This is a genomic window from Bradyrhizobium sp. BR14999 (genome assembly GCF_056106085.1).
This window is the reverse complement of sequence record NZ_CM148536.1, coordinates 5,830,399-5,855,177: the sequence shown is the minus strand read 5'-3', so window position 1 is coordinate 5,855,177 and position 24,779 is coordinate 5,830,399. Positions and strand designations below refer to the sequence as shown.

21 protein-coding genes are annotated in these 24,779 nt (G+C 64.5%); 10 read left to right on the top strand and 11 right to left on the bottom strand.

The genetic code is table 11. The annotated features are described in order from the left end of the window. Window positions 1-74: 74 nt before the first annotated feature. The 7 genes from ACR9YP_RS27430 to lptF all read right to left on the bottom strand — a co-directional run bounded on the left by ACR9YP_RS27430 (window position 75) and on the right by lptF (window position 8,853). The gene (locus tag ACR9YP_RS27430) at window positions 75-1,133 is read right to left on the bottom strand and encodes an alcohol dehydrogenase (RefSeq protein ID WP_128946987.1); all 1,059 of its coding nucleotides are present in this window, start codon (window positions 1,131-1,133) and stop codon (window positions 75-77) included. A 93-nt stretch (window positions 1,134-1,226) separates the two neighbouring features. After that, complete coding sequence (gene rsmA / locus ACR9YP_RS27425; RefSeq protein WP_438108831.1) at window positions 1,227-2,084, bottom strand: 16S rRNA (adenine(1518)-N(6)/adenine(1519)-N(6))-dimethyltransferase RsmA; 858 nt, start codon at window positions 2,082-2,084, stop codon at window positions 1,227-1,229. Then, on the bottom strand, window positions 2,084-3,109 hold the full coding sequence (gene pdxA / locus ACR9YP_RS27420) for a 4-hydroxythreonine-4-phosphate dehydrogenase PdxA (protein WP_438108829.1): 1,026 nt from the start codon (window positions 3,107-3,109) through the stop codon (window positions 2,084-2,086). Before pdxA ends, rsmA begins: the two co-directional genes overlap by 1 nt. Then, the gene (locus ACR9YP_RS27415; RefSeq protein WP_370985416.1) at window positions 3,109-4,035 is read right to left on the bottom strand and encodes a SurA N-terminal domain-containing protein; all 927 of its coding nucleotides are present in this window, start codon (window positions 4,033-4,035) and stop codon (window positions 3,109-3,111) included. Before ACR9YP_RS27415 ends, pdxA begins: the two co-directional genes overlap by 1 nt. A 68-nt stretch (window positions 4,036-4,103) precedes the next feature. Further along, window positions 4,104-6,590 carry an LPS-assembly protein LptD gene (locus tag ACR9YP_RS27410; RefSeq protein ID WP_474217602.1) on the bottom strand — a complete coding sequence of 829 codons (2,487 nt, stop codon included), beginning with the start codon at window positions 6,588-6,590 and terminating at the stop codon, window positions 4,104-4,106. Further along, on the bottom strand, window positions 6,590-7,687 hold the full coding sequence (gene lptG / locus ACR9YP_RS27405) for an LPS export ABC transporter permease LptG (RefSeq protein WP_091892851.1): 1,098 nt from the start codon (window positions 7,685-7,687) through the stop codon (window positions 6,590-6,592). The genes ACR9YP_RS27410 and lptG overlap by 1 nt, the downstream gene beginning before the upstream one ends. Further along, window positions 7,684-8,853, bottom strand: a complete 1,170-nt coding sequence (gene lptF / locus ACR9YP_RS27400; RefSeq protein ID WP_474217601.1) for an LPS export ABC transporter permease LptF — start codon at window positions 8,851-8,853, stop codon at window positions 7,684-7,686. The genes lptG and lptF overlap by 4 nt, the downstream gene beginning before the upstream one ends. Before the next feature lie 337 nt (window positions 8,854-9,190). Between lptF and ACR9YP_RS27395 the strand changes: the two genes are divergently transcribed. The 3 genes from ACR9YP_RS27395 (at window position 9,191) to ACR9YP_RS27385 (ending at window position 11,795) form a co-directional block, all read left to right on the top strand. Next, entirely contained in the window at window positions 9,191-10,690 is a 1,500-nt protein-coding gene (locus tag ACR9YP_RS27395) for a leucyl aminopeptidase (RefSeq protein ID WP_474217600.1), read from the top strand. After that, window positions 10,687-11,139 carry a DNA polymerase III subunit chi gene (locus tag ACR9YP_RS27390; protein ID WP_128934251.1) on the top strand — a complete coding sequence of 151 codons (453 nt, stop codon included), beginning with the start codon at window positions 10,687-10,689 and terminating at the stop codon, window positions 11,137-11,139. Before ACR9YP_RS27395 ends, ACR9YP_RS27390 begins: the two co-directional genes overlap by 4 nt. A 164-nt stretch (window positions 11,140-11,303) precedes the next feature. Beyond that, window positions 11,304-11,795: a hypothetical protein gene (locus tag ACR9YP_RS27385; protein ID WP_474221125.1), complete on the top strand. Its 492-nt coding sequence runs from the start codon at window positions 11,304-11,306 to the stop codon at window positions 11,793-11,795. A gap of 211 nt (window positions 11,796-12,006) precedes the next feature. Here ACR9YP_RS27385 and ACR9YP_RS27380 read toward each other — a convergent pair whose 3' ends face one another. Then, on the bottom strand, window positions 12,007-12,927 hold the full coding sequence (locus ACR9YP_RS27380; RefSeq protein ID WP_438108823.1) for a LysR family transcriptional regulator: 921 nt from the start codon (window positions 12,925-12,927) through the stop codon (window positions 12,007-12,009). 127 nt (window positions 12,928-13,054) lie between these two features. Between ACR9YP_RS27380 and leuC the strand changes: the two genes are divergently transcribed. From leuC to ACR9YP_RS27360, 4 genes are all read left to right on the top strand, one after another. Continuing rightward, window positions 13,055-14,479 carry a 3-isopropylmalate dehydratase large subunit gene (leuC, locus tag ACR9YP_RS27375; protein ID WP_438108822.1) on the top strand — a complete coding sequence of 475 codons (1,425 nt, stop codon included), beginning with the start codon at window positions 13,055-13,057 and terminating at the stop codon, window positions 14,477-14,479. Further along, window positions 14,476-15,084, top strand: a complete 609-nt coding sequence (leuD, locus tag ACR9YP_RS27370) for a 3-isopropylmalate dehydratase small subunit (protein ID WP_370985411.1) — start codon at window positions 14,476-14,478, stop codon at window positions 15,082-15,084. The genes leuC and leuD overlap by 4 nt, the downstream gene beginning before the upstream one ends. 66 nt (window positions 15,085-15,150) lie before the next feature. After that, window positions 15,151-16,473, top strand: a complete 1,323-nt coding sequence (locus ACR9YP_RS27365) for a 2-hydroxycarboxylate transporter family protein (protein WP_438108820.1) — start codon at window positions 15,151-15,153, stop codon at window positions 16,471-16,473. A 195-nt stretch (window positions 16,474-16,668) separates the two neighbouring features. After that, window positions 16,669-17,559, top strand: a complete 891-nt coding sequence (locus ACR9YP_RS27360) for an alpha/beta fold hydrolase (RefSeq protein ID WP_245473800.1) — start codon at window positions 16,669-16,671, stop codon at window positions 17,557-17,559. A 249-nt stretch (window positions 17,560-17,808) separates the two neighbouring features. On the opposite strand, the gene ACR9YP_RS27355 is transcribed toward ACR9YP_RS27360, so the two are convergent. From ACR9YP_RS27355 to ACR9YP_RS27345, 3 genes are all read right to left on the bottom strand, one after another. After that, a complete protein-coding gene (locus ACR9YP_RS27355; RefSeq protein ID WP_438108817.1) occupies window positions 17,809-19,668 on the bottom strand; it encodes an ABC-F family ATP-binding cassette domain-containing protein in 1,860 nt (619 codons plus the stop codon). A gap of 110 nt (window positions 19,669-19,778) precedes the next feature. Beyond that, window positions 19,779-19,952, bottom strand: a complete 174-nt coding sequence (locus tag ACR9YP_RS27350) for a hypothetical protein (RefSeq protein ID WP_164939730.1) — start codon at window positions 19,950-19,952, stop codon at window positions 19,779-19,781. A 233-nt stretch (window positions 19,953-20,185) separates the two neighbouring features. Continuing rightward, window positions 20,186-20,443, bottom strand: coding sequence for a sulfur globule protein precursor (locus ACR9YP_RS27345; RefSeq protein WP_091893003.1), 258 nt, complete (start codon window positions 20,441-20,443; stop codon window positions 20,186-20,188). Between the two features lie 312 nt (window positions 20,444-20,755). Here ACR9YP_RS27345 and ndk point away from each other — a divergent pair, with 312 nt between their 5' ends. From ndk to ACR9YP_RS27330, 3 genes are all read left to right on the top strand, one after another. Further along, on the top strand, window positions 20,756-21,178 hold the full coding sequence (ndk, locus tag ACR9YP_RS27340) for a nucleoside-diphosphate kinase (protein ID WP_128934245.1): 423 nt from the start codon (window positions 20,756-20,758) through the stop codon (window positions 21,176-21,178). Window positions 21,179-21,222: 44 nt separating this feature from the next. Beyond that, a complete protein-coding gene (locus tag ACR9YP_RS27335; protein WP_474217599.1) occupies window positions 21,223-22,083 on the top strand; it encodes a TerC family protein in 861 nt (286 codons plus the stop codon). A gap of 760 nt (window positions 22,084-22,843) precedes the next feature. Then, complete coding sequence (locus ACR9YP_RS27330; RefSeq protein ID WP_474221123.1) at window positions 22,844-24,775, top strand: TonB-dependent receptor; 1,932 nt, start codon at window positions 22,844-22,846, stop codon at window positions 24,773-24,775. The last annotated feature ends 4 nt before the right edge of the window (window positions 24,776-24,779 follow it).

Below are 24,779 nucleotides of genomic sequence, written 5' to 3'. Positions count from 1 at the left end.
GGTTGATCGCGCCATGGACGCGACGGCGACGGCGGTGGTTACGCCGGCGCTTGATTCGCGGATTTCAGCGCATCTCAGTTCTTGAGCACGATGCGACCGACCACCTTGCCGGCGCGCAACTCATCGATCCATTTCTGGACGTCGCCCATCGGCTCCTCGCGCATCGGCGTCGGCTTGATCTTGCCGGCGCGTGCCAGCGCCATCAGCTCCTGGGCTTCCGCGAGGGTGCCGACCATGAAGCCCTCGATGGTCATGCGCTTGTAGACCCATTGCACCATCGGCAGCGTGAACTGGCCGCCCATCAGGCCGGAGACCACAATCTTGCCGCCGCGTGCGGCGACCGCGACGGCAAACGCCATCGACTTCTCGTTGCCGGCGAAATCGACGATCTCGTCGAAGCCGCCCTCGGTCTCCTTGAGGATGCGCTTGATCACGTCAGGCTCGGCCGGATCGTAGGCGCTCGCGGCGCCGTTCTTCAGCGCGGTCTCGCGCGCGGCCGGTGAGAGGTCGGCGACCGTAATCGGCTGCTTGAACATCGCCTGCGCGAACGACAGGCCCATCATGCCGACGCCGCCGAGCCCGATCAGCAGGAGGTTGCGCTGGCGCGGACGGTCGACCAGACGCTTGAGCGCGCCGTAGGCGGTCACGCCGGAGCACATCAAGGTCGCGGCCTGGTTGACGGGCAGGGGATCGTAATCGAGCAGATATTTGGCGTCGGGCACCAGCACATGGGTGGCGAAGCCGCCGTCGATGGAGACGCCGAGAAAGCGCTGCTTGACGCAGAGATTCTCGTCGCCGTTCTGGCAGTCGCGGCACTGGCCGCAGCCGATCCACGGAAACACCGCCTTCTTCGCGCCGACGAGTCCGGCGGGAACGTCGGGGCCGACTTCATCGACGACGCCGGCGATCTCATGGCCGAGCGTGAAGGGCAGTGTCATGCCGCGCGTGGTGTCGAGCTTCTTGCCGCCTCCGAGATCGGCGTAGCCGTCCTGGATGTGCAGGTCGGAGTGGCAGAGGCCGCAGCGCTCGATGCGCACCAGGACCTCGCGACCTTGCGGCTTGGGCGTGTCGACGATGGTCTCGCACAACGGCGCGTCGAACTTGACCAGGGACTGCCTGCGCATCAGCGCCATATTCTTTCCTCCGAAATTATCTCATTGTTTGAGCATGATCTGTTTCGGAAAACCGCTTCACACTTTGCGCTAGCGCGGCCCTCCGGGTCCGGATCATGCTGCTTCGCTTCGTATATTGGCCAATTCACAGGCCATGGCAACAAAGCCCGCAATCGGAATGGTCTCCGCGCGACGGGTCGCATCGACGCCGGCAGCCTGTGCGAGCCGCGCGGGATCGACGCCCAGCGATTTCAGGCTTTGCCTCAGCATCTTGCGGCGCTGGCCGAAAGCTGCGGCTGCGACCTGCTCGAGCAGCCTGCGATCGCAGGCCAGAGGTTCTGCACGCGGCTTCAGCCGCACCACGGAGGAGGTGACCTTCGGCGGCGGCACGAAGGCGGAGGGCGAAATGTCGAACAGGATCTTGGTCTCGCAGCGCCAGTTGGCGAGCACGCCGAGCCGGCCATAGGCCTCCTCGTCCTCATGCGCGACGATGCGCTCGCCGACCTCGCGCTGGAACATCAGCACCATCATCTCGTACCAGGGCGGCCAGGGCTCGATCGTGAGCCAATTGATCAGGAGCTGGGTCGCGATGTTGTAGGGCAGGTTGGCGACGATCTTTGCTCTTTCGCCATCGAGCAGCGGACGCGGGTCGAAGGTCATGGCATCGCCATGCACGATCTCGAGCCGGCCGGGATAACGCGCGGCGATATCCCGTAGCGCCGGGATCGCGCGATCGTCATGCTCGATGGCGATGACGCGCCTCGCGCCGAGCGCGAGCAAAGCGCGCGTCAGCCCGCCCGGGCCGGGCCCGATCTCGACGATGGTGGCATCCTCGAGCGGCGCGGCGGCGCGCGCGATGCGCGCGGTGAGATTGAGGTCGAGCAGAAAGTTCTGGCCCAGCGATTTGCGGGCCGACAGCGCATGCTGGCGGATGACCTCGCGCAGCGGCGGGAGGTCGTCGATCGCGCTCATCAGCGGTCTTCAGCCGCCATGCGGCTGGCGAGCCGAAGCGCGGCGATCAGGCTCGCCGGATTGGCCTTGCCGGTGCCGGCGATGTCGAAGGCGGTGCCGTGATCGGGCGAGGTGCGGATGAAGGGCAGGCCGAGCGTGACGTTGACGGCGTCATCGAAAGCGACCGTCTTGATCGGGATCAGCGCCTGGTCGTGATACATGCAGACCGCGCAGTCATAGGTCTGTCGCGCAGCCTCGTGGAACATGGTGTCGGCAGGCAGCGGGCCCTTGGCCTCGATGCCGTCGTTGCGCAGCGCTTTCAGCGCCGGCGCGATGATGGTCTGCTCCTCGTGGCCGAGCGAGCCGTCCTCGCCGGCATGCGGATTGAGGCCGGAGACCGCGATGCGCGGCGCCGTGATGCCGAAGCGGGATTTGAGTTCGGTCGCGACGATGCGAACGGTCGAGACGATCAGCTCGCTCGTGAGCTGGGCCAGCGCCTCGCGCAGCGAGACGTGAATGGTCACCGGCACCACGGCGAGCTGCGGCGACCACAGCATCATCACCGGCTGCGGGACGTGGCCGTCCGTCGCGGCGAGCTCGGCGAGGTATTCGGTGTGGCCGGGATGACGGAAGCCTGCGCGGTAGAGCACGCTCTTGGCGATGGGATTGGTGACGACGGCGCCGGCGCGGCCCTCGCGCACATCAGCGACCGCCTGGCGGATCGAGGCGAGCGCGGCCGGTGCGCTCGATGCGTCAGGCTTGCGGGGCTCGGCCGTGGCATGCTCGCCGGTGGCAACCACGGGCAGGGCCTCGGTGAAGGCGGCCTCGGCCTCGCCGGGGCTCACCGCGGCGATCCTGATGTCGGCGCCGAGCGCCTTGGCGCGCCGGGCGATCAGCGCCTCGTCGCCGAGCAGGTAGAAGGCGGGCAGGTTCAGCTCACGGCGCCTGAGCCAGGCTGCGATGGTGATGTCGGGGCCGATGCCGGCCGGCTCTCCCAGGGTCAGGGCGAGGGGTTTTGCCGGGCGCGCTGCGGAAGGCTCGGCCATCAGCGGTTGCGATATTCGATCATCGCCGCCTTGCGGAGCTCTTCGAGATAGGCCTTCTGGGTCTTCTCGTACTTCTCCTGATACATCTTCTCGCGGACCTCGCGTTTCTTCGGCGTGTCGATCATGGTCGGCTTGCGCGAGCACAGCACCACCATCTCGATGCCGGCCTTGGTCACTTCGGGCGCGGTCAGATGGCCGATCGGCGTGTCGTCGAGCACCTTGCGCAGCGCCTCGGGTAATTCCGCGGTGGTCTTGGTGACGCTGTCGCGGATGGTGGCGTTCGGCGTCGAGCGGAACAGCGAGTTGGCTTCCTCGCAGCTTCCGACGCGCGCGCGATAGCTGTCGGCTTCCTTCTTGCGTGTTTCAAGGAACGCCGGGGACGAGCCGCGCGGCACGATCAGCACGATCGGCTGCATCTTGTATTCGGTGCCCTCGATCTGGAGCTTCTCGCCGCTCTGCGCCTGCACGGCCTGGGCGACGTCACGCTCGCCGACGAGCAGCTTCTCCTTGTAGCGGCCGCGTACGAGGCTGGTCCAGACCATCTCGGACTTCATGCGGGCCTTCAGCGTCTCGGGGCGCACGCCCTTGGATTCGAGCGACTTGGTGAGCTGGTCCGGCGTGATGCGCATGCGCTGCGCCATGCCCTCATAGGATTGGTTGATGTCGGAGACGCCGGGATCGACCCCGTACTTCTTGCCTTCCTTCATCTTCACCTTGTCGTCGATCAGCTCGTTGATGACCTGCTCGCGGCTCGGCGCCTTCTGCGTCGTGAGCTGGTCGAGCTTCGAGCGCTGCTCGATGTCGAAATCGGTGATCGGATCGCCGTTGACCATGACGACGATGTTCTGCGCCCGCGCCGGCGCACCGACCAGGAACAGGGCGGCGAGGACGAGAAGGGGGCGGAAGATCGGCAACGGAATCGTCATGGTTATCGCTCGCATGTCAGCTGCGTCGAGCCTGTGGTGAGGCAAGCGCGGCCAGCACTTCAAACCGCTCACTGGAGGCCCGAGGAACCGCTGGTCGTCGACGAGGTCGCCAGCGTGCGCAGGCCGATCTGGAACATGAACGCGTGGCTCAGCACGGGCGGTGCACTGCCCGCGGAATAGCTATAGGAAGTTACATAGTTCGCCGCCAGCACGAAGCAATCGTCGACATAGCCGGCGCCGAGCACATACTGGTTGATCTTGTTGGCCTCCAGATCCCAGCGGGCCGAGCCCGACACCACCCAGTTGGAGGCGACCTTCAGCGAGCCTGTCGTCAGGATGCCCTCGCGGCGGGTCAGATAGCCGAGTTCCGGCTGCGCTGCGTAATTGCCGTACAGCACGGCGACCGACCAGCGATTGAAATTGGCGCGGCCTTCCGCCTCGAAACGCTGGACGTTCCAGGTCTGCTCGTCCATGCGGGAGCGGACGCTGAATGTGTAGGTGCTGTTGGGCGAGTAGCTCGCGCTCGTGACGTAATCGGAACGCGGCTTGTCGAGACCGGAATTGAGGCCGGTATTGATGGTGTCCTGGACCGCGAAGGAGTTCAGGCCGAACAGGTGGTAGGACTGGCCGAACAGCACCTTGACGGCGCCGCCCTTGTCGAACTGCGTGGTGGACTGCACGCCGACATTGGCGCGGCCGCCGCCCTCGACGCGGTCGTAGCCGGAGAACTTGTCGACGCTGAACAGGTTCGATGCGTCGAACACCATGCTCTGGGCGTCCTCGTTCGGGAGCTTGCCGGCATAGGTCTCGTTCGGCCGGATGATGATCTGCGCGATCGGCTCGACGGTGGTCGAGCCCCAGGGCTGAATGTTGATGAAGGGATAGCGGTATTCCAGGCCAACGGTCGGCATCAGGCGCAACGCCTGGGTGTCGCCGACGGGCAGGAAGTTCGACACGCCCGGCTGGTTGGAGACCGAGGAATTGATCGCGTCGGCACGCAGGCTGGCGAACGGCGTCCAGATCTGGCCGAACGGATCGGTGAAGGACTTGCGCCACTGCGCTTCCGCGGTGAGGCGGGTGTAGGTGCCGGGGAAGCCGCGCAGCAGGCACTGCGAAGGCAGACGGGCCAGCGGATCGGCCGACGCCGTCGTGCACAGGCTGTTGGTGTTGGCGGTCGTCGTGATCGGATCGAACACCGCCCCGTCACGCGACAGGTTCACGAAATTGGTCTTGTAGCTGAACTCGCCGCCGAAGACGGGATAGTTGAGCACGTTCGAGTAGTCGATCACCGGATAGACGATCGGCACATGGCTCTGGTTGCCCGAATAGCTCAGCCAGTACATCGTGCGCGCATCGAAGAAGCTGCGATTGCCGACACCGGTCAGATAGAGTTGCGACAGCGCTTCCGTCGGCAGCAGCAGGAACGAGCCGAGCGGATCGCGGTACTGATAGAGCCGATAGTCCGAGAAGAAATAGTAGTCGGACATCAGGACGCCGTCCCAACCCCAGACCCATTTGTCGTTCAGCGCGAACTGACCCTTGGTGTCGACGGCGCCGCGGAATTGGCGGTCACCGGGCTGCCCGGCGAACGCTCCCGGATCGAGCTGGTCGATGCCATAAGCGCGGATCTGGTAGGCGCCGTCGATCAGGCGCTGCCGGAATTCGCCCTGCAGCATCACGCCTTGCCGCGACATGAAGCGGGGCGTGATGGTTGCGTCCATGTCGGGCGCGATCGCCCAATAATAGGGAATTTCGGCGCCAAAGCCGGTGTTCGTCGTGCCCGGGAAATAGCCCGGCATCAGGAAGCCGGACTTGCGCTTCACGGTCGGGTCGGGCGTCGAGAAATAGGGCATGTAGGCGAGCGGCACGCCGAAGAATTCGAGCTGTGCCGTCTCGAAATACAGCATCTTCTCCTGCTGGTCGTGGATGATGCGCGCACCCTTGACCTGCCACAGCGGCGGCTTCTTCGGATCGTCCTTACACGGCGCGCAGGCGGTGTAGACGCCGTTCTCGAACACCGTGTAATTGCCGCTGGAGCGGTCGGCGCGGCTCGCGGCCATGCGGGTCTGATCGGCGGTATCCACGCGCAGCGAATCGACGAAGCCGTCGCGGTAATCGTCGGAGAGATCCATGATCTCGGCATAGGTGATCTTGCCGTCGGCATCCGTCATGCGGATGTTGCCTTCGGCATGAAGCCGCTTGGTCTTCTGGTCGTAGATGACCCTGTCGGCCTCGACGCTGGTGCCGTTGTAGAACAGCTGGACGTTACCGACCGCGGAGACGCGCGAGTTGTTGTAGTCGTAGTCGACCTCGGTCGCCTGCACCAGCATCTGGTTGTCGTTCGGAGCCCTCTGCGGCTTCGGACGCGGCGGCAGCGGATTATAGGTGTATTGGGCGGAGGCGGGCACCACTGCGGCAACGTCGATCAGCGCGCCGAGCGAGGCGGCAGCAGCGACAGCGAGCAGAAGCCTGCGGACGGACCAGCCGCATCCGTTCGCGCGCACCAATGTGCGCCGCGTCGAACGAGACACGAGCCCTCGGTGGACGGCAGTCACTATCCGTCCTCCTGATAGAGCAAGGCCAAAAAGCCGGTGAGGCCGCCCACCACAACGGGCAACCACGCCGCAGCGATCGGATGCATCAACTCAGCCTTGCTCAAGTCCTCAGTTACTTTCGACAGGACGTAGAGCAGAAAGCCCGCGCCCACGCCACTCAAAACCATCTTCTGCACGCCGCCCATCCGGAAGAAGCGCAACGACACGGAGGCCGCCAGCATCACCATGGCCGCCAGCAAAAACGGCTGTGCCAGAAGCTTCTGATACTGGAGTCGGTATCCTGCTGTCGCGAAGCCCGAGCTTTCGGATGAGCGGATGTAGCTCGGTAGTTGCCAAAAGGACACAGTCTCGGGTGTGGAAAAGCTGTTGCGGACCTGCGCCTCGGTCAGCGTCGTCGGGATCTCGAGGCGAGCCTGATCGACCGGCGGGGAGTCCAGCGAGAAGCGTCGGACGTCCTTGAACAGCCAATGGCCGGCCTCCAGCGTCGCCTCGCGCGCCTCGATGCGTTCCTTGAAGTGCTGCTCTGTGTCAAACCGGAACAGCGTGAGACCGGTGAGCCGGATGCCCTGCTGCTCGCTGCGCGCGGCATTGATGATGGTCTGGCCGTCGCTGGTCACCTGATTGAGCCAGAAGCCGGACGCATCCTGGATGCCGCCGCCGGGCGCCGAGCCGAACAGCTCCGCCTCCATGCGCTTGGAGAGTTCGCGCAAATTGGCCGACATCGGATTGTAGGCGACGGTGGCGATCACGCCGATCAGCAGCGCGCTGCCGAGCGCCGGCGAGATGAATTGCCAGGCCGAGATGCCGGCGGCGCGCGCGACCACGAGCTCGAGCCGGCGGGAGAGCGCGAGATAGCAGGTCATGGCGCCGATCAGCATGCAGAACGGCGTCAGCTTCTCCAGCAGTTGCGGCACCCGGAATAGCGAGGTCTCGGCCACCATGATCGCCGAGGCGGATGCGAGGCCAGAGGTCTTGCGCACCATTTCGATGTAGTCGACCAGCACCAGCAGCAGGAAGATACTGGCGAACACGCCGAGCGCGGCCACCACGAAGCGGCCGGCGAAATAGCGCCCGAGTGTGTTGGTGAGCATGCTCATGCGGTGGCCGGCCGTCCGAACAGCCGCGCGATCCGCGCGTTCGATCTGTTGATGGCCTCCATCAGGCCGGGGGGCGGCTCGACCACGACGCCGCCTATGATCATCCAGAGCCCGACGCCGATGGCGCCCACGACCATCGCGTATTGCACCAGCACCGGGCCCGGCGATTTCACCGCCATCACCGAGCAGGCGAAGCCGGCCATGCGCAGGCCGAACACCGCGAGGATCGAGGAGCCGATCGAGAAATTGCGGCTCTGGCGGGTGGTGCGGGGCGCACCCAGGAACGCGAAGGTCAGCACGGCAAAGGCGAACGGATAGATCGGCGCCAAGATGCTGTCGTGCAGGGCCGAGCGGAACTGGCCGGGAATCTGCTTGTAGACGGGATCGTCCTCGGACGGCGAGAACAGCTCCCAGAGATAACGTTCGCGGATGCCGAGGGTGACGTCGCGGCCCTGGCCCGAGAATTTCGACATGTCGAAGCCGTAACGGCCGAACGCCACCAGCGCCGGATCGCGCTTGCCGGCTTCGAAGCGCTGGAGATTGCCCGTCTCCAGCACCAGGAACGATCCGGTGTCGTTCTTCACGACCTCGCCATGCTCGGCGACGATCGAGACGCGCTCGTTCGGATCGCGGCGGTCGTCGATGAAGATGCCGGCGAGGATGCCGCCGGGCTGGCGCTCGCGAATCCGGATCGTCAGATTCTTGTCGAGCTGGGCGAAGCGGCCGGGCTGAAGGATGTTGGTGAGCACGTCGGCGGTAATCTCGGCGTCCCACTGCTTGATCCGCCGCATGCCGTCGGGGGCGAGATAGGCCGCGATGAAGGCGACCAGCAGCGCCACCACGCAGGTGGCGTAGAAGAACGGATAGAACAGACGGAATGGCGAGAAGCCCGCCGCATTCATCACGATGATCTCGGAGTCGGTCGCCAGCTTGTTCAGCGTGTGCGAGATCGCGATCATCAACGCGATCGGCGAGATGATCAGGACCAGGGCCGGGATGACGAGGCTGGTGATGCCGAGGAAGGTGAGGATGGTCTGACCCTGGCTCGTCATCAGGTCGATGCCGCGCAACGCCTGCGTAATCCAGATCACGCCGGTGAGGCTGACCAGGACCAGCGCAAACGACGCCAGCGTCGTGCGGAAGATATACCTATCGATCGACCCCATGCGCTACTGCACGAATCCCACCAAGACCCCAATGCCGGCGGGAATCTGGCTGCCCGCCCCAATCCCGCAACGGGATCCCCAAGGGACGGCCAGCCATCGGTTCCGCCAGCTTACTCTCTCTACCATCCCTTTGATCCGTCAACAAAATGGCTGCCCCATGGCACCCTCAACATATGGTTAATATTTCGCTCGTTGTGGCCCGCCGGCCACGGGGGTGCTTGGCATCTGGCGGGCCGCTGGCCCATAGTACGGAAACCTCAGTGAATCGCAGTTCAGCTCCGGCCCGCGGCCGGGATCGCCGGGCGGCGAAAAGCCTCATGTTTTGGAGAAGTTACCCATGTCCGATGCCATCAAGGTCGGCTTTGTCCCGTTGTCTGCCGCGCCCCGTGGCATCCTGGTCGTGTTCTGCGACGACGGTCTGAAGCTCGGCCCGGCAACGGCCAAGGCGCTCGGCGGCGCCGCGGACCTGGTGAAGAGGGCGGCCTCCGCCACCGCCTTCAAGGGCAAAAGCGGGGCCGCACTGGACATCCTGGCGCCGGAGGGGGTGAAGGCCACTCGCCTGATCGTGATTGGCGCCGGCAAGTCGGCCAGCCTGAAGGCGAACGATTTCCTCAAATTCGGCGGCGTGGCAGCGAGCAAGCTTCCGGCCGGGACCGCCGCCATGACCATGATGGCGGAACTGCCCGACGGCGCCATGACGAGCGAGCAGGCGGTCGCGGTCGCCGCGGGCCTGCGGCTGCGCGCCTATAAGTTCGACCGCTACAAGACCAAGAAGAAGGACGGTGAGGAGGGCGGCTCACGTGCCGATGTCTCGTTTGCGGTCGGCGATGTCACCGCTGCGAAAAAGGCCTTCGCCGCGGCCGGCCACGTCGTCGACGGCGTCGTCATCGCGCGCGACCTCGTCAACGAGCCGCCGAACGTGCTTTTCCCCGAGGAATTCGCGCGCCGTGCCGGCCAACTCCGCAAGCTCGGCGTCAAGGTCGAGGTGCTCGACGTCAAGGCGATGCAGAAGCTCGGCATGGGCGCGCTGCTCGGCGTCGGCCAGGGCTCGATGCGGCCGAGCCGCACCGTGATCATGCGCTGGGACGGGGCCAAGAAGGGCGAGGCGCCCGTCGCCTTCGTCGGCAAGGGCGTCTGCTTCGACACCGGCGGCATTTCGATCAAGCCGGCCGGCAGCATGGAGGACATGAAGGGCGACATGGGGGGAGCGGCCTGTGTCGTCGGCCTGATGCACGCGCTGGCAGCGCGTAAAGCCAAAGTCAACGTGGTCGGCGCCATCGGCCTCGTCGAGAACATGCCCGACGGCAATGCGCAGCGGCCGGGCGACATCGTCACCTCGATGTCGGGCCAGACCATCGAGATCATCAACACCGACGCCGAGGGCCGCCTCGTGCTCGCCGACGTGCTCTGGTACGTGGCGAAGAAGGTGAAGCCGAAATTCATGGTGGACCTGGCGACGCTGACCGGCGCCATCATGGTCGCGCTAGGCACCGAGCATGCCGGCATGTTCTCCAACAATGACGAGCTCGCCGACCGGCTGATCACGGCCGGCATCGAGAGCGGGGAGAAGGTCTGGCGCATGCCGCTCGGCCCCGAATACGACAAGCTGATCGATTCCCAGTTCGCCGACATGAAGAACACCGGTGGCCGTCACGGCGGCTCGATCACCGCGGCGCAGTTCCTCCAGCGCTTCGTCGACGGTGTGCCCTGGGCGCATCTCGATATCGCCGGCACCGCCATGGGCGCGCCAAAGTCCGATATCAACCAGAGCTGGGGAAGCGGCTATGGCGTCCGTCTCCTGGATCGCCTGGTGGCAGATCATTACGAGCGCAAATGACCGAAGTGCTGTTCTACCATCTGCAAAACATGACGGTGGAGAACGTGTTGCCGCCGCTTCTCGAGAAATCGCTCGAGCGCGGCTGGCGCGTCGTGGTGCAGTCGACCTCGGAAGAGCGCGCCGATGCGCTGGACGCGCATTTGTGGACCTATCGCGACGATTCGTTCCTGCCGCACGCGACATGGCGCGTGAACGATGCCGCCGACCAGCCGATCGTGCTGGCGATCGAGGCGGACAATCCGAACGGCGCCAATGTGCGATTCCTGGTCGACAGCGCCGCGCTGCCGCAGGACGCGGAGGGCTATGAACGCATGGTGCTATTGTTCAACGGCGATGATCCCGACGCGCTTGCGCTCGCGCGCAGCGCCTGGACGGATTGCAAGGCGCGGGGATTTGATGTCACCTATTGGCAGGCCGACGAGCGGGGCCGGTGGCAGAAGCGGAATTAGCGCCGTTCGCAATTAATGATAATTTGCACTTTTCGAACGATGCTGGCTTCGGCCACCTTCGTGCCGCAAAGGGATGTTGGGACAATCGTTTAGGGCTGGTCCTTCACGCGGGGAATGAGTTTATCGTGCGACATCAAAAGCTTCCCGGCTCGCTCATGATTGCGTTGGCCGCCGTAGCACCGCTGGTCGCGGGCTGCTCGGGCGCGAGCGATCTGCTGTCGAAGGACGCAGAATGGTTCCAGAAGCCCGGCCGTCTCTTCATCAAGAATATCTCGATCGAGTTGCCGCCACTCACGCCTGACAAACCGGTGGGAGCCGAGGATCTCGTCAGCGCCGACGGCGCCTGTCCCGGCATGGCGCCGCCGCCCGGTCCGGCCGATGCCAATGCATCGACGACGTCGCCGGCGCCGATGGGCGGCACGGTCGCGCTCGGCCACACCGAATGCGACGTGGTGCGCGGCATCGGCGCGCCTTCGTCCGTCAACCTCTCCAACGACGCCATCGGCCGCCGCGTCGCCGTCGTGACCTGGACGACCGGTCCGCGCGCCGGCATCTACACGTTCACGGCCGGACGTCTGTCCTCGATCGAGGGCAATCCTGAGCCGCAGGTCGTGCCGAAGGCCACCAAGCCGAAGGCGAAGAAGAAGCCGGCGTAAGCGTAACGCTTGCCGTTGAGGTCGCGTGCCCCGGACGCCGCGCAGCACCATAGTGATGCGCTGCTGAGCCGGGGCCCAGACTCGTGGCACGCTCGGTCCCGGCTCTGCGCAGCAGTGCAAAGAGTGCAGCCGCGCGTCCGAGACACGAGAGTGCATTGGAGCATGATCCGGAAAGGTGTGAAGCGGTTTTCCGTCTCAAGACGCAGCTCCTTTAGATCTGACGGCCGCTCTTCGCGATATGCTGCCAAAACGCCTCCGCGGCCTGCGCCAGACGAAGCTTCGGCCGGAACACGTGGATCTCGATCGGCACGAACCATTCCGCCCCGCCTGCTGCGACGATCTCGCCCGAGGCGAGCTGATCGCTGATCAGGCTTTCCGGCAGCCAGGCCATGCCGCGGCCGGCCTGGACCATCGTCACCAGCAGCTTTGCGAGATGAGAGGTAAAGGTTGTGCGCAGATGCGCGTCCAACGGCGACGTCACGCGCACGGCTTCGAGAATTCGTCCCATGCCAGATTCAGGACGGAAGCTCAGGAAGGGGACCGGCGCGGCTTTCGTTCCCGGGAGCTTGAAGCGGGGCTTGCGGCTTCGACTTGAAACCGGCACCGATGCCGGAATCAGCCTGTCGTCTCCGACATGCAGCGAGCGGAAATGCGACGGCGCCAGCGCCGTGGTCGCTGCCGGGTGGTAATGACAGAGCAGGAAGTGCGCATCGCCCGCGAGCAAGATCCGCTCACAGGCCTCCATGTGGTTGGCGACCAGCTGCACGTTCGGAACGAACGCCAGCTTGGTCTCGATCCCGCGCAGCCAGTCCGGAAAGAAGGTCAGCGATAGCGCGTTGGTCGAGGCGAACTTCAGCACGTCGGAGGCGCCGCGAGCCCGTTCCTGGGCGTCGAGCCGGCCGGCCGCAAGCCGGCGCAGAACGTCCTCGGCCGTCTCGCGAAAGCCTTCGCCGGCCGCCGTGAGATTGACGCTGTGCGTCGTGCGGTCCAGCAGCGGCGCCCCGGTCCACACTTCCAGCGCCTGGATCCTGCGGCTCAGCGCCGGCTGCGAGCAGTTCCGCTGCTCGGCCGCTCGCGAGAAGCTGCGTGTGGTCGCCACCGCGATGAAATCGTGCAGCCAGTTGATCTCCATAGCACGGCCTCCTGATGTTCAAGACATTGCTTATGCATGACTTGCATAACGATATCAGAACACGACATTGGATTTCCAGTGTCGTGGGCGTCACGGTGCAGCAAGTCTTCTCTGGGAGGAAAGCGCGATGGCCGCGCGCACGCTGTACGACAAGCTGGTCGACGCTCATGTCGTCCGCAATCTCGATGATAGCGGTCTCGTGTTGCTCTATGTGGACCGCACCGTGCTCAACGAATACACCAGTCCTCAAGCCTTCGCCGGGCTGCGCGCGGCTGGGCGCAAGGTCTGGAATCCGAAGGCCGCGCTGATGGTCGTCGACCACGTCAACCCGACCGCGGCTCAGCGCACCCGCGCGATGCCGGACCGAGGCGCGGCGCGGCAGGTCGATTACTTCGCCGAGAACGCCAGGGATTTCGGCATCGAATATTTTGACATCCTCGACCCCCGGCAGGGCATCGAGCATGTTGTTGCTCCCGAGCAGGGGCTCGTCATGCCAGGCATGGTGATCGCGGCCGGCGACAGTCACAGCACCGCCTATGGCGCGTTCGGTGCTCTCGGCTACGGCATCGGAACATCCGACATCGAGCACTATCTCGCGACGTCGACCGTACGCTATCGCCGCCTCAAGACGATGCGCATCCACCTGACGGGGGAGGCGCCGCTCGGCGTGACGCCCAAGGACATTGTGATGGAGGTGATCCGGCGGATAGGTGCCGACGGTGCGACCGGATATGCCGTGGAGTTCAGCGGCCCCGTCGTCTCCAACATGAGCGTCGAGGGCAGGATCGTGATCTCGATCATGATCGTCGAGGCGGGTGCGCGCGGCGTCGTGATCGCGCCGGATCAAAAGGTGCTGGATTATCTGAAGGGACGTCCGCGCGCGCCGAAGGGCGAGATGTGGGAGCGGGCGGCCAGGAGCTGGCTGATCCTGGCATCGGATCCCGACGCTCGGTTCGATCGCGAGATCGCGCTCGAGGTTTCCGAAGTCGCGCCGCTCGTGACCTGGGGCACCAGTCCCGACCAGGCGATCGCCGTCACTGAGACCATTCCCGATCCTGGACAGCAGGCTGCGCCCGAGCGCGAGGCGGCCGCAAGGCGCGCCCTGGACTATATGGGCCTCTCGCCTGGACTGCCCATTCAATCCGTTCCGATCGACTTCGCTTTCATCGGGTCCTGCACGAACGCGCGGATCGAGGATCTGCGCGATGCGGCCGAGATCTTCCGCGGCCGCCGGGTCGCCGATGGCGTGCGTGCGATCGTGGTGCCGGGCTCGACCCAGGTCAGGGCCCAGGCCGAGGCGGAGGGCCTCGCAAAGATGTTCACCGAGGCCGGCGTCGAATGGCGGCAGTCCGGCTGCTCGATGTGCCTTGCGATGAACGACGATGTGCTCAGGCCCGGCGAGCGGTGCGCGTCCTCGACCAACCGCAATTTTGAAGGCCGCCAGGGACCGGGCGCGCGCACGCACCTGATGAGCCCGGCCATGGTGGCGGCGGCAGCCGTCACCGGACGCATCACGGATGTGCGTTCTCTCTTGGCAGGAGCACGCCAATGATTCCGTTCGGTCAGGTCACGGGCGTGGCTGCGCCCATGATGGCGCCCAATGTCGACACCGACGTCATCATGCCAAAAATGTTCCTCAAGGGCGTGGACCGCAGCGGCTTGGGCGAGGGCGCCTTCAACCTACTGCGCTTCAGCGGCGGTAAGCCCAACGCTGACTTCATCCTCAATCGGGAAGGCTATCGCGACGCCAACTTTCTCGTCGTCGGCCCGAATTTCGGCTGCGGGTCGAGCCGCGAGCACGCGGTCTGGGGGCTGCAGCAGCTCGGCATTCGCGCGCTGATCGGCACCAGCTTCGCCGGCATCTTCAACGACAATTGCGCCAACAACGGTCTGCTGACGATCTCGCTCGATGCCGATGTGGTGGCGGAACTCGCCCGCGTCGTGGCCGACAGCTCGCGCAATGACGTCACGATCGACCTTGCTGCGCAATCGATCCGGTTCGATCGCGGTCGCCGCTCGATCGGGTTCGACATCGAGCCGGACAGGAAAGAGGCCTTCTTGACCGGCCGCGATTTCATCGCCTCCACGCTCGTCTTCGCCGACGACATATGCGCCTTCGAGGCGCGGCATCGGGCGGAGAACCCCTGGATCGTCTGACCTGCACGACCTTGCGCGGCTCGAATCCGCGCGCCAACGACAAAACGACAAACAGCGGAGGAAGCTTTGGTAGACACAACATATCGCCCGGCCGAAGCGCCTGGCGCCGTTGCTGCAACACATCTAGCCCGTCTCAAGGTCGGCCCGTTGCCGATCGGCATCTACGTCGCGGCCGCGCTCGTCTGCGCCGCCGCTGTCTATTCCGGCAAGCTGCCGAACGACGTGATCGGCGGCCTTTCGGTCCTGATGCTGCTCGGCTTCCTGCTGGGCAAGCTCGGTCAGACCATTCCGGTGCTGAAGCAGATCGGCGGCACCGCGATCCTGTGTCTATTCGTGCCGTCGGCCCTGGTGAGCTACGGCCTGATGCCAGAAGCCGCCTTGAAGGCGATCACGACCACGTTCCGAACCGCCAACTTTCAGTATTTCTTCATCGCCTGCCTTGTCGCAGGCTCGATCCTCGGCATGCCCTATCGGGTCCTGGTTCAGGGCTTCGTTCGCATGTTCGTTCCGCTCGTGATCGGCACGATCGCGGCCGTCACCGCCGGCATCGCCGTCGGGCTTCTGTTCGGCCACACCCCGAAGGACACGTTCTTCTTTGTCATCATCCCCATCGTCGGCGGCGGTCTTGCGGAAGGTGTCCTGCCGCTGTCCATCGCTTATTCCGAGATGTTGCATCGGTCGCAAGCCGAGCTTGTGGCGCAGATGGTGCCGGCTGCGCTGCTCGGCAACGTCGTCGCGATCGTCAGCGCGGGCCTGCTGGCGCGCCTTGGCGAGATGCGGGCCGACCTCAATGGCAGAGGGATGCTGGTCAAAACCGGAGACGACGACATTCTCGGCGAAGCGCGGCCGGACCTGCCGATCGATCTCGGACTGCTCGGTGCCGGCATGGTGCTGTCGTGCGGCTTGTTCGTGCTCGGCATGATTTTGGCGCCGCTCACCGGCATCCCCGGGCCGATCATGATGATCATCGCCGCAGTGGCATTGAAGCTGACCAGGTTACTACCGGCCGAGATGGAGCTCGGCGCTTATCAGATCAACAAGTTCATGTCGACCAACCTTACTTTCGCGATCCTGGTGGCGATGGGGACATTGCTGGTCTCATGGCAGCAGCTCGTTGCCTCCTTCAATCCAGGCTACATCATGATCTGCACGACCACGGTGCTGGCGATGATCGTGTCAGGTTTCTTCGTCGGCAAGTGGCTGAACATGTATCCAGTGGAGGCGGCGATCGTGACCGCCTGCCACTCGGGCCTCGGGGGCACCGGCGACGTCGCCATTCTTGGCGCCGCGGATCGCATGGGCCTGATGGCGTTCGCCCAGATCGCCACCCGCGTCGGCGGCGCGATCATGATCGTGATCGCGACACTCTTGATGAAATCGCTGTCCTGATACGGGCCGCGGCCTTCGCGCAGGACGAATGTTCCAGGGGAAATCTCAATGCTCGAATTCGAACAGATTGAATCATGCTCCGATCGATCAGAGACCGGGTTGACGCGCCGCCATCTGATGTCGATCGCGTTGACAACCGGTGCCCTCGGTTCGGCCATATTGGCGCCGGGTGCTTTCGCTCAGGAGAATAATACCGTGACGACCAGCGCGCTGCAAAAGTTGCTACCGGGGTTTCGACAGAAGCGCCTCAAGACCAGCGGGGCCGAGATCAACGCGCTCGTGAAGGGCGAGGGGCCGCCGCTGCTGTTGCTGCACGGACACCCGCAGACATTGGCGTGCTGGCACAAGATCGCCCCCAAGCTCGCGGAGCGCTTTACCGTGGTGCTGACCGATCTGCGCGGCTACGGCGACTCGAGCAAGCCCGACGGCGGCAAGGACAGTATCGCATATTCCAAGCGGGAGATGGCGCGGGATCAGGTCGAAGTGATGCGCGCGCTCGGTTTTGACCGCTTCCAGGCTGTCGGCCACGATCGCGGCGGGCGTGTTCTGCATCGCCTGATGCTTGATCATCCGGACACCGTCTCCAGGGCGGTCCTGCTCGACATCGCGCCAACCGCGACGATGTACGCCAAGGTGAACAAGGAGTTCGCTACGCGATATATGTGGTGGTTCTTTCTGATTCAGCCGGCGCCGCTTCCGGAAACCTTGATCGGCAACAATCTCGAATTCTATCTGCAGACCCATATCAACAAGCAGAACAAGACGCCGGGCGCCATCGACCCGGTTGCACTCGAAGAGTATCGCCGGTGCTACACCCGCGAGACGCTGCATGCCGTCTGCGAGGATTATCGCGCCGCTGCCGGCATCGACCTGATCCACGATGAGGCGGATTCCGACAAGAGAATCGGTTGCCCGCTGCTCGTGCTGTGGGGCGGCAAGGGAGTTGTCGGGTCGAGCTACGACGTCCTCGACACATGGCGCGCCAAGGCCAAGGACGTGCGAGGCGGAAGCCTGCCTTGCGGCCATTATCTGCCGGAAGAGGCACCTGAGTTGCTCCTCGAGCAGCTCAATGCCTTCTTGGCGTAACGACGGCGAGGCGTCTCGACAGCGGTCTCCAGGATCGCTCGCCGGTCTATCTCACGCTCATGATGCTGGGTGGCTCGCTGCCCGGCGAGACCTCTGAGTGCCGCTTTCTCGGAGGCGCTGATCCTCCTCAGGGAGGTGCTTGCGGGTCGAAAGCCTGCCGGCATTTGGCTAAGACCAGGGTGCGTAAATACCGGTACTGTGCATGGGGTTGTTTTGCCGGTTTTGATGCAGCCAATCGCGTCGGGAGGGTCAACCCGCCGCTTCGTCGAACTGCGTACTCGCCTCGAGCCACTGTTCCTCCGCCCGCGCCAGTGCGTCCGCCGCATTGGCGCGCGCCTTTGACAGTTGCGCGGCCTGCTTGGGATCGCGGGTGAAGATGTCGGGCAGGGCGAGGGCCGTGTCGATCTTCGTGATGATCTCGCCGACGCGGGCGATCTCGGCTTCGGCTTCCGCGATGCGCTTCTTCAGCGAGCCGCGATTGTCCGACTTCGGGCGCTGCGGCTTTTCGTTTGCGGGACTGCGCTCGCGCGGCGCTTCGGCGTTGCGCGCGGACAGCACCAGGCGGCGGTACTCGTCGAGGTCGCCGTCGTAATTGGTCACGGTGCGATCGGCGACGATCCAGAGCCGTTCGGCGCAGGCCTCGATCAGGTAGCGGTCATGCGAGACCATGATCACAGCGCCGGGAAATTCGTTGATCGCCTCCGCAAGCGCGGCGCGGCTGTCGATGTCGAGATGGTTGGTCGGCTCGTCCAAAATGATCATGTTGGGGCCGAAGAAGGTCGCAAGGCCCAATAGCAGCCTAGCCTTCTCGCCGCCCGACAGTTTGCCGGCCTTGGTGTCGGCGGCCTTGCCGGAGAAACCGATCGCGCCGGCGCGGGCCCGCACCTTGGCTTCGGGCGCATCGCCCATCAGCTTGCGCACGTGATCGTAGGCGGAAGCGTCCTCGTTGAGCTCGTCGAGCTGATGCTGGGCGAAATAGGCGATCGACAGTTTGTCCGCGCGGGTCACTCTGCCGGAGAACGACGCGAGGCGTCCGGCCAGCAGCTTGACCAGCGTCGACTTGCCGTTGCCGTTGGCGCCGAGTAGCGCGATGCGGTCGTCATTGTCGATGCGCAGGGTGACGCGGTTCAGCACAGGCGTTGCCGGATCGTAGCCGACCGAAGCGTTGTCGACGGCGATGATCGGCGGCGACAGGATTTTTTCCGGTGCCGGAAAGCTGATCTCGCGCACGTCCTCGGTGACCAGCGCGGTGATCGGCTTCAGCCGCTCCAGCATCTTGACCCGGGACTGCGCCTGGCGCGCCTTGGAGGCCTTGGCCTTGAAGCGATCGACGAAGGCTTGCAGCCGCGCGCGTTCGGCCTCCTGGCGCTTGACCTGCTTGGCATCGAGCAATTCGCGCGCGGCGCGCTGCTCCTCGAAGGAGGAATAGGTGCCCTTGTAGAGCGTGAGCTTGCCGCGCTCCAGATGCAGGATCTGGTCGACCGAGCTTTCCAGGAGGTCGCGGTCGTGGCTGATCACGATCACCGTGCGCGGATAATGCGCGAGATGATCCTCCAGCCACAGCGTGCCTTCGAGATCGAGATAGTTGGTGGGCTCGTCGAGCAGCAACAGGTCGGGAGCTGCGAACAGCGTCGCGGCGAGCGCGACGCGCATGCGCCAGCCGCCGGAGAATTCGGCGCAGGGGCGGAGCTGATCGGCGGCGGAGAAGCCGAGGCCGGAGAGGATCGCGGCCGCGCGGCTCGGCGCCGAATGCGCGTCGATGTCGACGAGGCGGGTCTGGATCTCGGCGATCCGGTGCGGATCGATCGCGTGCTCGGCCTCGGCGAGCAGCGCGTCGCGTTCGAGGTCGGCCTGGAGCACGACGGAGATCAGGCTTTCGGGGCCGTTCGGGGCCTCTTGCGCGAGACTGCCGACGCGCCAGCGCGGCGGCAGCGTCACCAAGCCGTGCTCGGCCGCGAGCTCGCCGCGGATCACCTTGAACAGCGTCGACTTGCCGGTGCCGTTGCGCCCGACCAGGCCGACGCGCGAGCCGGGCGTGATCTGCACGGAACTCTGGTCAATCAGAAGACGTCCGGCGAGGCGGATGGAGAGATCGGTGATGGACAGCATGCGGCCTTGTCACCGCAAGGCGCGACGAACGCAACCCGTTTTTCCGTGGTTATCGCTTGCGCATGATCCTATCGGAAAACCGCTTCACACTTTTCCCGATCATGCGCCGGTCAGTGCGATTCGCGCTCGCGCTGCTTCAATTCGTTGAGCAGCTGCTCGAGGTGCGTCGGGAGGTGAGGATCGGGGCGCAGATTCTGCTGAAGCCGTTCGCCCACGGCATCGCAAATCGAGCGGCTGGTGCGCCGGTCGATCTGTACGCTGTCATTGGCAAAAGGCCCAGCCATCGCGAGGTTCCATGCTCTTAAAGTAAAGACACGGTACCAAGTCATTGCCTCCAAAATGGTTTCGCTGCTCGCGGAGAATGTCCGAAATTCTCGTCAAAGTTGTATGAATCGCCCCATATCCGCCCAAATAAGAGGCCCCGGCGGGGGGAACGCCGGGGCCTCTCCTGAAGGGGTGCCTTGGGGGGCATAGGACCCCTTTTGTCAGGAAAGTGCTTTGGAAGGTGCTGTCGGGCTCAGTAGCAGCGGTTGATCAGCCGCCAGCGGGGTCCCCAGGGGGTCGGGACCAGCCGGCGCACGTAGCAGCCGCCATAACCGTAGGAGACGGGGCCGCCGACATAGAAGCGCGGTCCGCCCCAGCCGTGGTGCCAGCCGCCTCCGTGCCAGCCTCCGCCGTGCCAGCCGCCATGCCAGTGAGCGGAGGCGGAGGTCGGCGCCAGCGCGGCACCGAGCGCGACCGCGGCAACGGCGGCAAGCGAAAGTTTCCTCAACATGGTGATCTCCTCCAAACTGCCGGCGCGGGCCTGTCGCGTCGATGGAAAGGCCGCCGAAACGGTCTGCCTCACAATCAGGCTTGGGTTTCGATGGGCCCGACCTTACGCCCGCGAAGCTGAACCGAACCCTGACGGGGGTTTCAGGATCGGTTCATCTGGGTGAAATCGTTGTAATCAGCTGAAATCGCGGGTTACGACGCCTGCGGCGAAGCGCCTGTGCGGCCGCCTCGGCGGTCGCTTGCCGTCCGGCAAAGGCGCCGATATAAGCCCCGCAACTCCCGAACCACCGCATTCCTTCCAAGGACAAGATTTATGGCCATCGAACGCACTTTCTCGATCATCAAGCCCGACGCGACCGAGCGTAACCTGACCGGCGCGGTCAACGCCGTGATCGAGAAGGCGGGCCTGCGCATCGTCGCGCAGAAGCGCATCCGCATGACCAAGGACCAGGCCGAGACCTTCTATGCCGTCCACAAGGCGCGGCCGTTCTTCGGCGAGCTCGTCGACTTCATGACCTCGGGTCCGGTCGTGGTGCAGGTGCTGGAAGGCGAGGGCGCGATAGCCAAGTACCGCGAGGTGATGGGTGCGACCGATCCGGCCAAGGCTGCCGAGGGCACCGTCCGCAAGCTCTACGCCAAGTCGATCGGCGAGAATTCGGTGCACGGCTCGGATGCGCCGGAGACGGCTGTAATCGAGATCGCGCAGTTTTTTTCGGGCAACGAGATCGTCGGCTGATCCATCAGCCGATAAGTTAGGACGACGGGGCGAAAGGACGTATTGTGAACTGGCTCTGGCAGATCTTCGATCCCGCGACGATCGGGGCGTTCTTCACCCAGTTTCGCAACGAGATGGCTGAACCGACCTTCTGGATCGCGGTCGGCAAGATCATCTGGATCAACATCCTGCTCTCCGGCGACAACGCGCTGGTGATTGCGCTCGCCTGCCGCGGCCTCAAGCCGCGGCACCGGCTGTGGGGCATGATCTTCGGCGCGGGCGCCGCGGTGATACTGCGGATCATCTTCACGGGCATCGTCGCGAGCCTGATGGGGCTGCCCTACCTCAAGCTCGTCGGCGGTCTTGCGCTGATCGTGATCGCGGCAAAACTGCTGGTGCCCGAAAACGAGGACGAGGACGACGTCGAGTCCGCCTCGCATCTGTTGCAGGCGGTCCAGATCGTCGTGGTCGCCGACATCGTCATGAGCCTGGACAACGTCATTGCGGTGGCTGCTGCCGCCAATGGCAGCGTGCCGCTGTTGATCCTCGGCCTCGCCATCAGCGTGCCGCTCATCGTCGCCGGTGCTGCTCTGATCATGGCGCTGCTCGCAAAGCTGCCGGTCCTGGTCTGGGCCGGCGCGGCGCTGCTCGGCTGGATCGCGGGCGAGGTGATCGCGACCGATCCCGGCGTCGCACCGAAGCTGCACATGCTGTTCGACGGCCCGCTCGGCGCCTCGCTGGACAGCATACTCGGTGCACTTCGCATCCCGCCGCAGTTCGCCCATGGCGGCGGAGGCGGCGAATATTTCTGCGCCGCGCTCGGCGTCGTCCTCGTGCTGGTCGTCGGCACCATCTGGCGCCGGCGCAGTCTGAGCGCGGCCGCGCTCGAATCCTCCGAGGGGCACGCCAAGGCATCGGCGAAGTGACTTCGACGCTCTGATCGGTCTTGGTCTTCTCTCCAGCGATGAGAGGCGAGCATGTCACTGATGTGCTCGCCGCGTTGGCCGCGGTACGCGAGCGATCACCGGCCATGGGCTCAGCGCAAGAGCCGAAGTCTCCCATCATCGCGTTCGTACAACCGGCGCGCAGACCTTGCGTTGCGCGGTCGCACGCAGTGCGCTTGGGCTCGCGTGCGATGATTCTTCCTTCGCAACCAACGCGCGATTTAGAGGTTGTCTTATTATAAACTATTGAAAATAAAGGGTGCTTTCGTTGACTCAACGATGGTCCCCACGGCACGTCGCTCCGACGTTCATGTTCATGAAATCGGAAGCTGGTGCGATGCCGTCGAGAGTGATTTGCCGTCCTGTTGCTGTTCTTGCCGCTAGCATCAAAGCCCTTCTGACCTGCTCCAGCCCGGGAGCCTTCGCGGTCTCTGTGGTCTCCATTGCCTTGTTCAGCGACGGCCTCCTGCACGGCACCAACGCGCAAAGCGCTGTGCCGGAGACGGAGCGGGGCAGCACGTTGCCGGCGGTGACCGTCAGCGCAGATGCGCCGAAGCCGCGCGCACGTCCACGCTCCAATCCAGGCCGAAGGGCGGGCCGTAGCGCGCCTGCGAATGAGCGGGCCAAGTTGCAGGCGGAAGCAACCCCCACGGCTGCGAGGCCGGGCGCGCTTCCGCCGTCCTACGCAGGCGGGCAGGTCGCCCGCGGCGGCCAGGTCGGCTTGCTGGGCAACAAGGATTTCATGGATACGCCGTTCAACATCGCCAGCTACACGGCGAAGAAGATTGAAGATCAACAGGCCACCACGGTCGCCGACGTCGTCAGCAACGATCCTTCGGTGCGTTTCACTGGCCAGACCGGTGGCATTCTCGACTCCTTCTTCATCCGCGGATTTCCGATCGGGGAGGGGAATGTCGGAGAAATTGCCTTCAACGGCGTCTATGGCGTTGCACCGAATTATCGGGTGTTCACCGATTATGTGGAGCGCATCGAAATCATCAAGGGCCCGACGGCGCTGCTTTACGGCATGGCGCCAAACAGCAGCGTCGGGGGCACCATCAACATCGTTCCAAAACGTGCTGGGGATGTCGATCTCACCCGGGTCACGACCGACTACACGACAAACACCCAGCTCGGCACGCATCTCGACGTGAGCCGACGGTTCGGCGAGAACCGCGAATTCGGCATTCGCGTCAATGGCAGCTACCACAATGGCGATACGCCGCTCGACAACCAGACCCGGGAGGCGCATGTCGGCGCCGCAGCGTTCGACTATCGCGGCGAGAAGTTCAGAGCTTCGCTCGACTTCATCGATCAGGAGGAAAAGTTCGACGCGCCTACGAGGCCGTTTCTGGTTGCAACAGGCGTCGCCGTCCCGACCGCACCGGTCGGGCGGCGCAATGTCACGCAGGCCTGGGAGTGGGCCAAGGTTCACGACAACTCGCTGCTGGCGCGCGCCGAATACGATGTGACGGACTCCGTGACAGTGTTCGCCGACGGCGGTGGTGGCAGGACCCAGGTCGATCGTCTGTTCGGGACGCCGACGATCCTGAACGCGGCAGGCAACACGACTTCGACGCCGGGGCATTTCAAATTCGATATCGACAGGAACGTGGCCGATGCCGGTGTGCGTGCCCGGTTCGAAACAGCCGCGATCAGTCACGCCGTGACCTTCCAGGGCAGCTACTACACGGATCAGATCTCGCGCGGCTCTGTATCCGGGACGCCGGTGTTGTCCAATATCTATGCGCCGATCGCCCGTCCCGAGCAGCTCGTTCCGGCTCCCGCGACCGTGCCGAAGCTGTCGGATACCGAGCTGACCGGTCTTGCGCTCGCCGACACCATGTCAGTTTTCCAGGAGCGCCTTCAGCTGACCGTCGGCGTCAGGCAACAGGGCGTCAAGTCGAACAACTACAACACCACCACGGGCGCCGTTACCTCCGCCTACGACCAGACGGCGCTCACGCCGATGGTCGGCGTGGTCGTCAAGCCCTGGAGCAACGTTTCGCTGTACGCCAACTACATCGAAGGGCTCAGCAAGGGTGACATCGCACCGACGACGGCGAGCAATCAAGGAGAGGTCCTGGCGCCGTATTTCAGCAAGCAGAAGGAAGCAGGCGTCAAGGTCGATTTCGGGATGCTCGCGACCACGATCAGCCTGTTCGAGATCACCAAGCCGTCGGGACAGCTGGGTGCCGATAAGGTCTTCCGGGCCGACGCCGAACAGCGCAATCGCGGCGTGGAATTCACCGTGTTTGGAGAAGTGCAGCCGGGCATTCGCGTGCTTGGCGGCGTGACGTTGATCGACGCGGAGCTGACAAAGACGAGCACGCTGGCCAATCTCGGCAAGACGCCGATCGGCGTGCCTCAGGTGCAGGCCAATTTGTCCGCCGAATGGGACACGCCGTTTGCACCCGGACTGACGCTGGTCGCAAACACCATCTATACCGGGCACCAGTATCTGGATGGGGCAAACACGCAAGTTATTCCGGCCTGGACCAGGCTCGATCTAGGTGCGCGCTACAACACGCGCATCAATAACCGGCCGGTCACGCTCCGGGCCCTGGTCCAGAATGTATTCGATACCAACTACTGGGCTGGCGTGGCGAGCTTCTCCGCATTGGCGCAAGGCACGCCGCGAACCCTGCTATTGTCGATGTCGACGGATTTCTGAACCG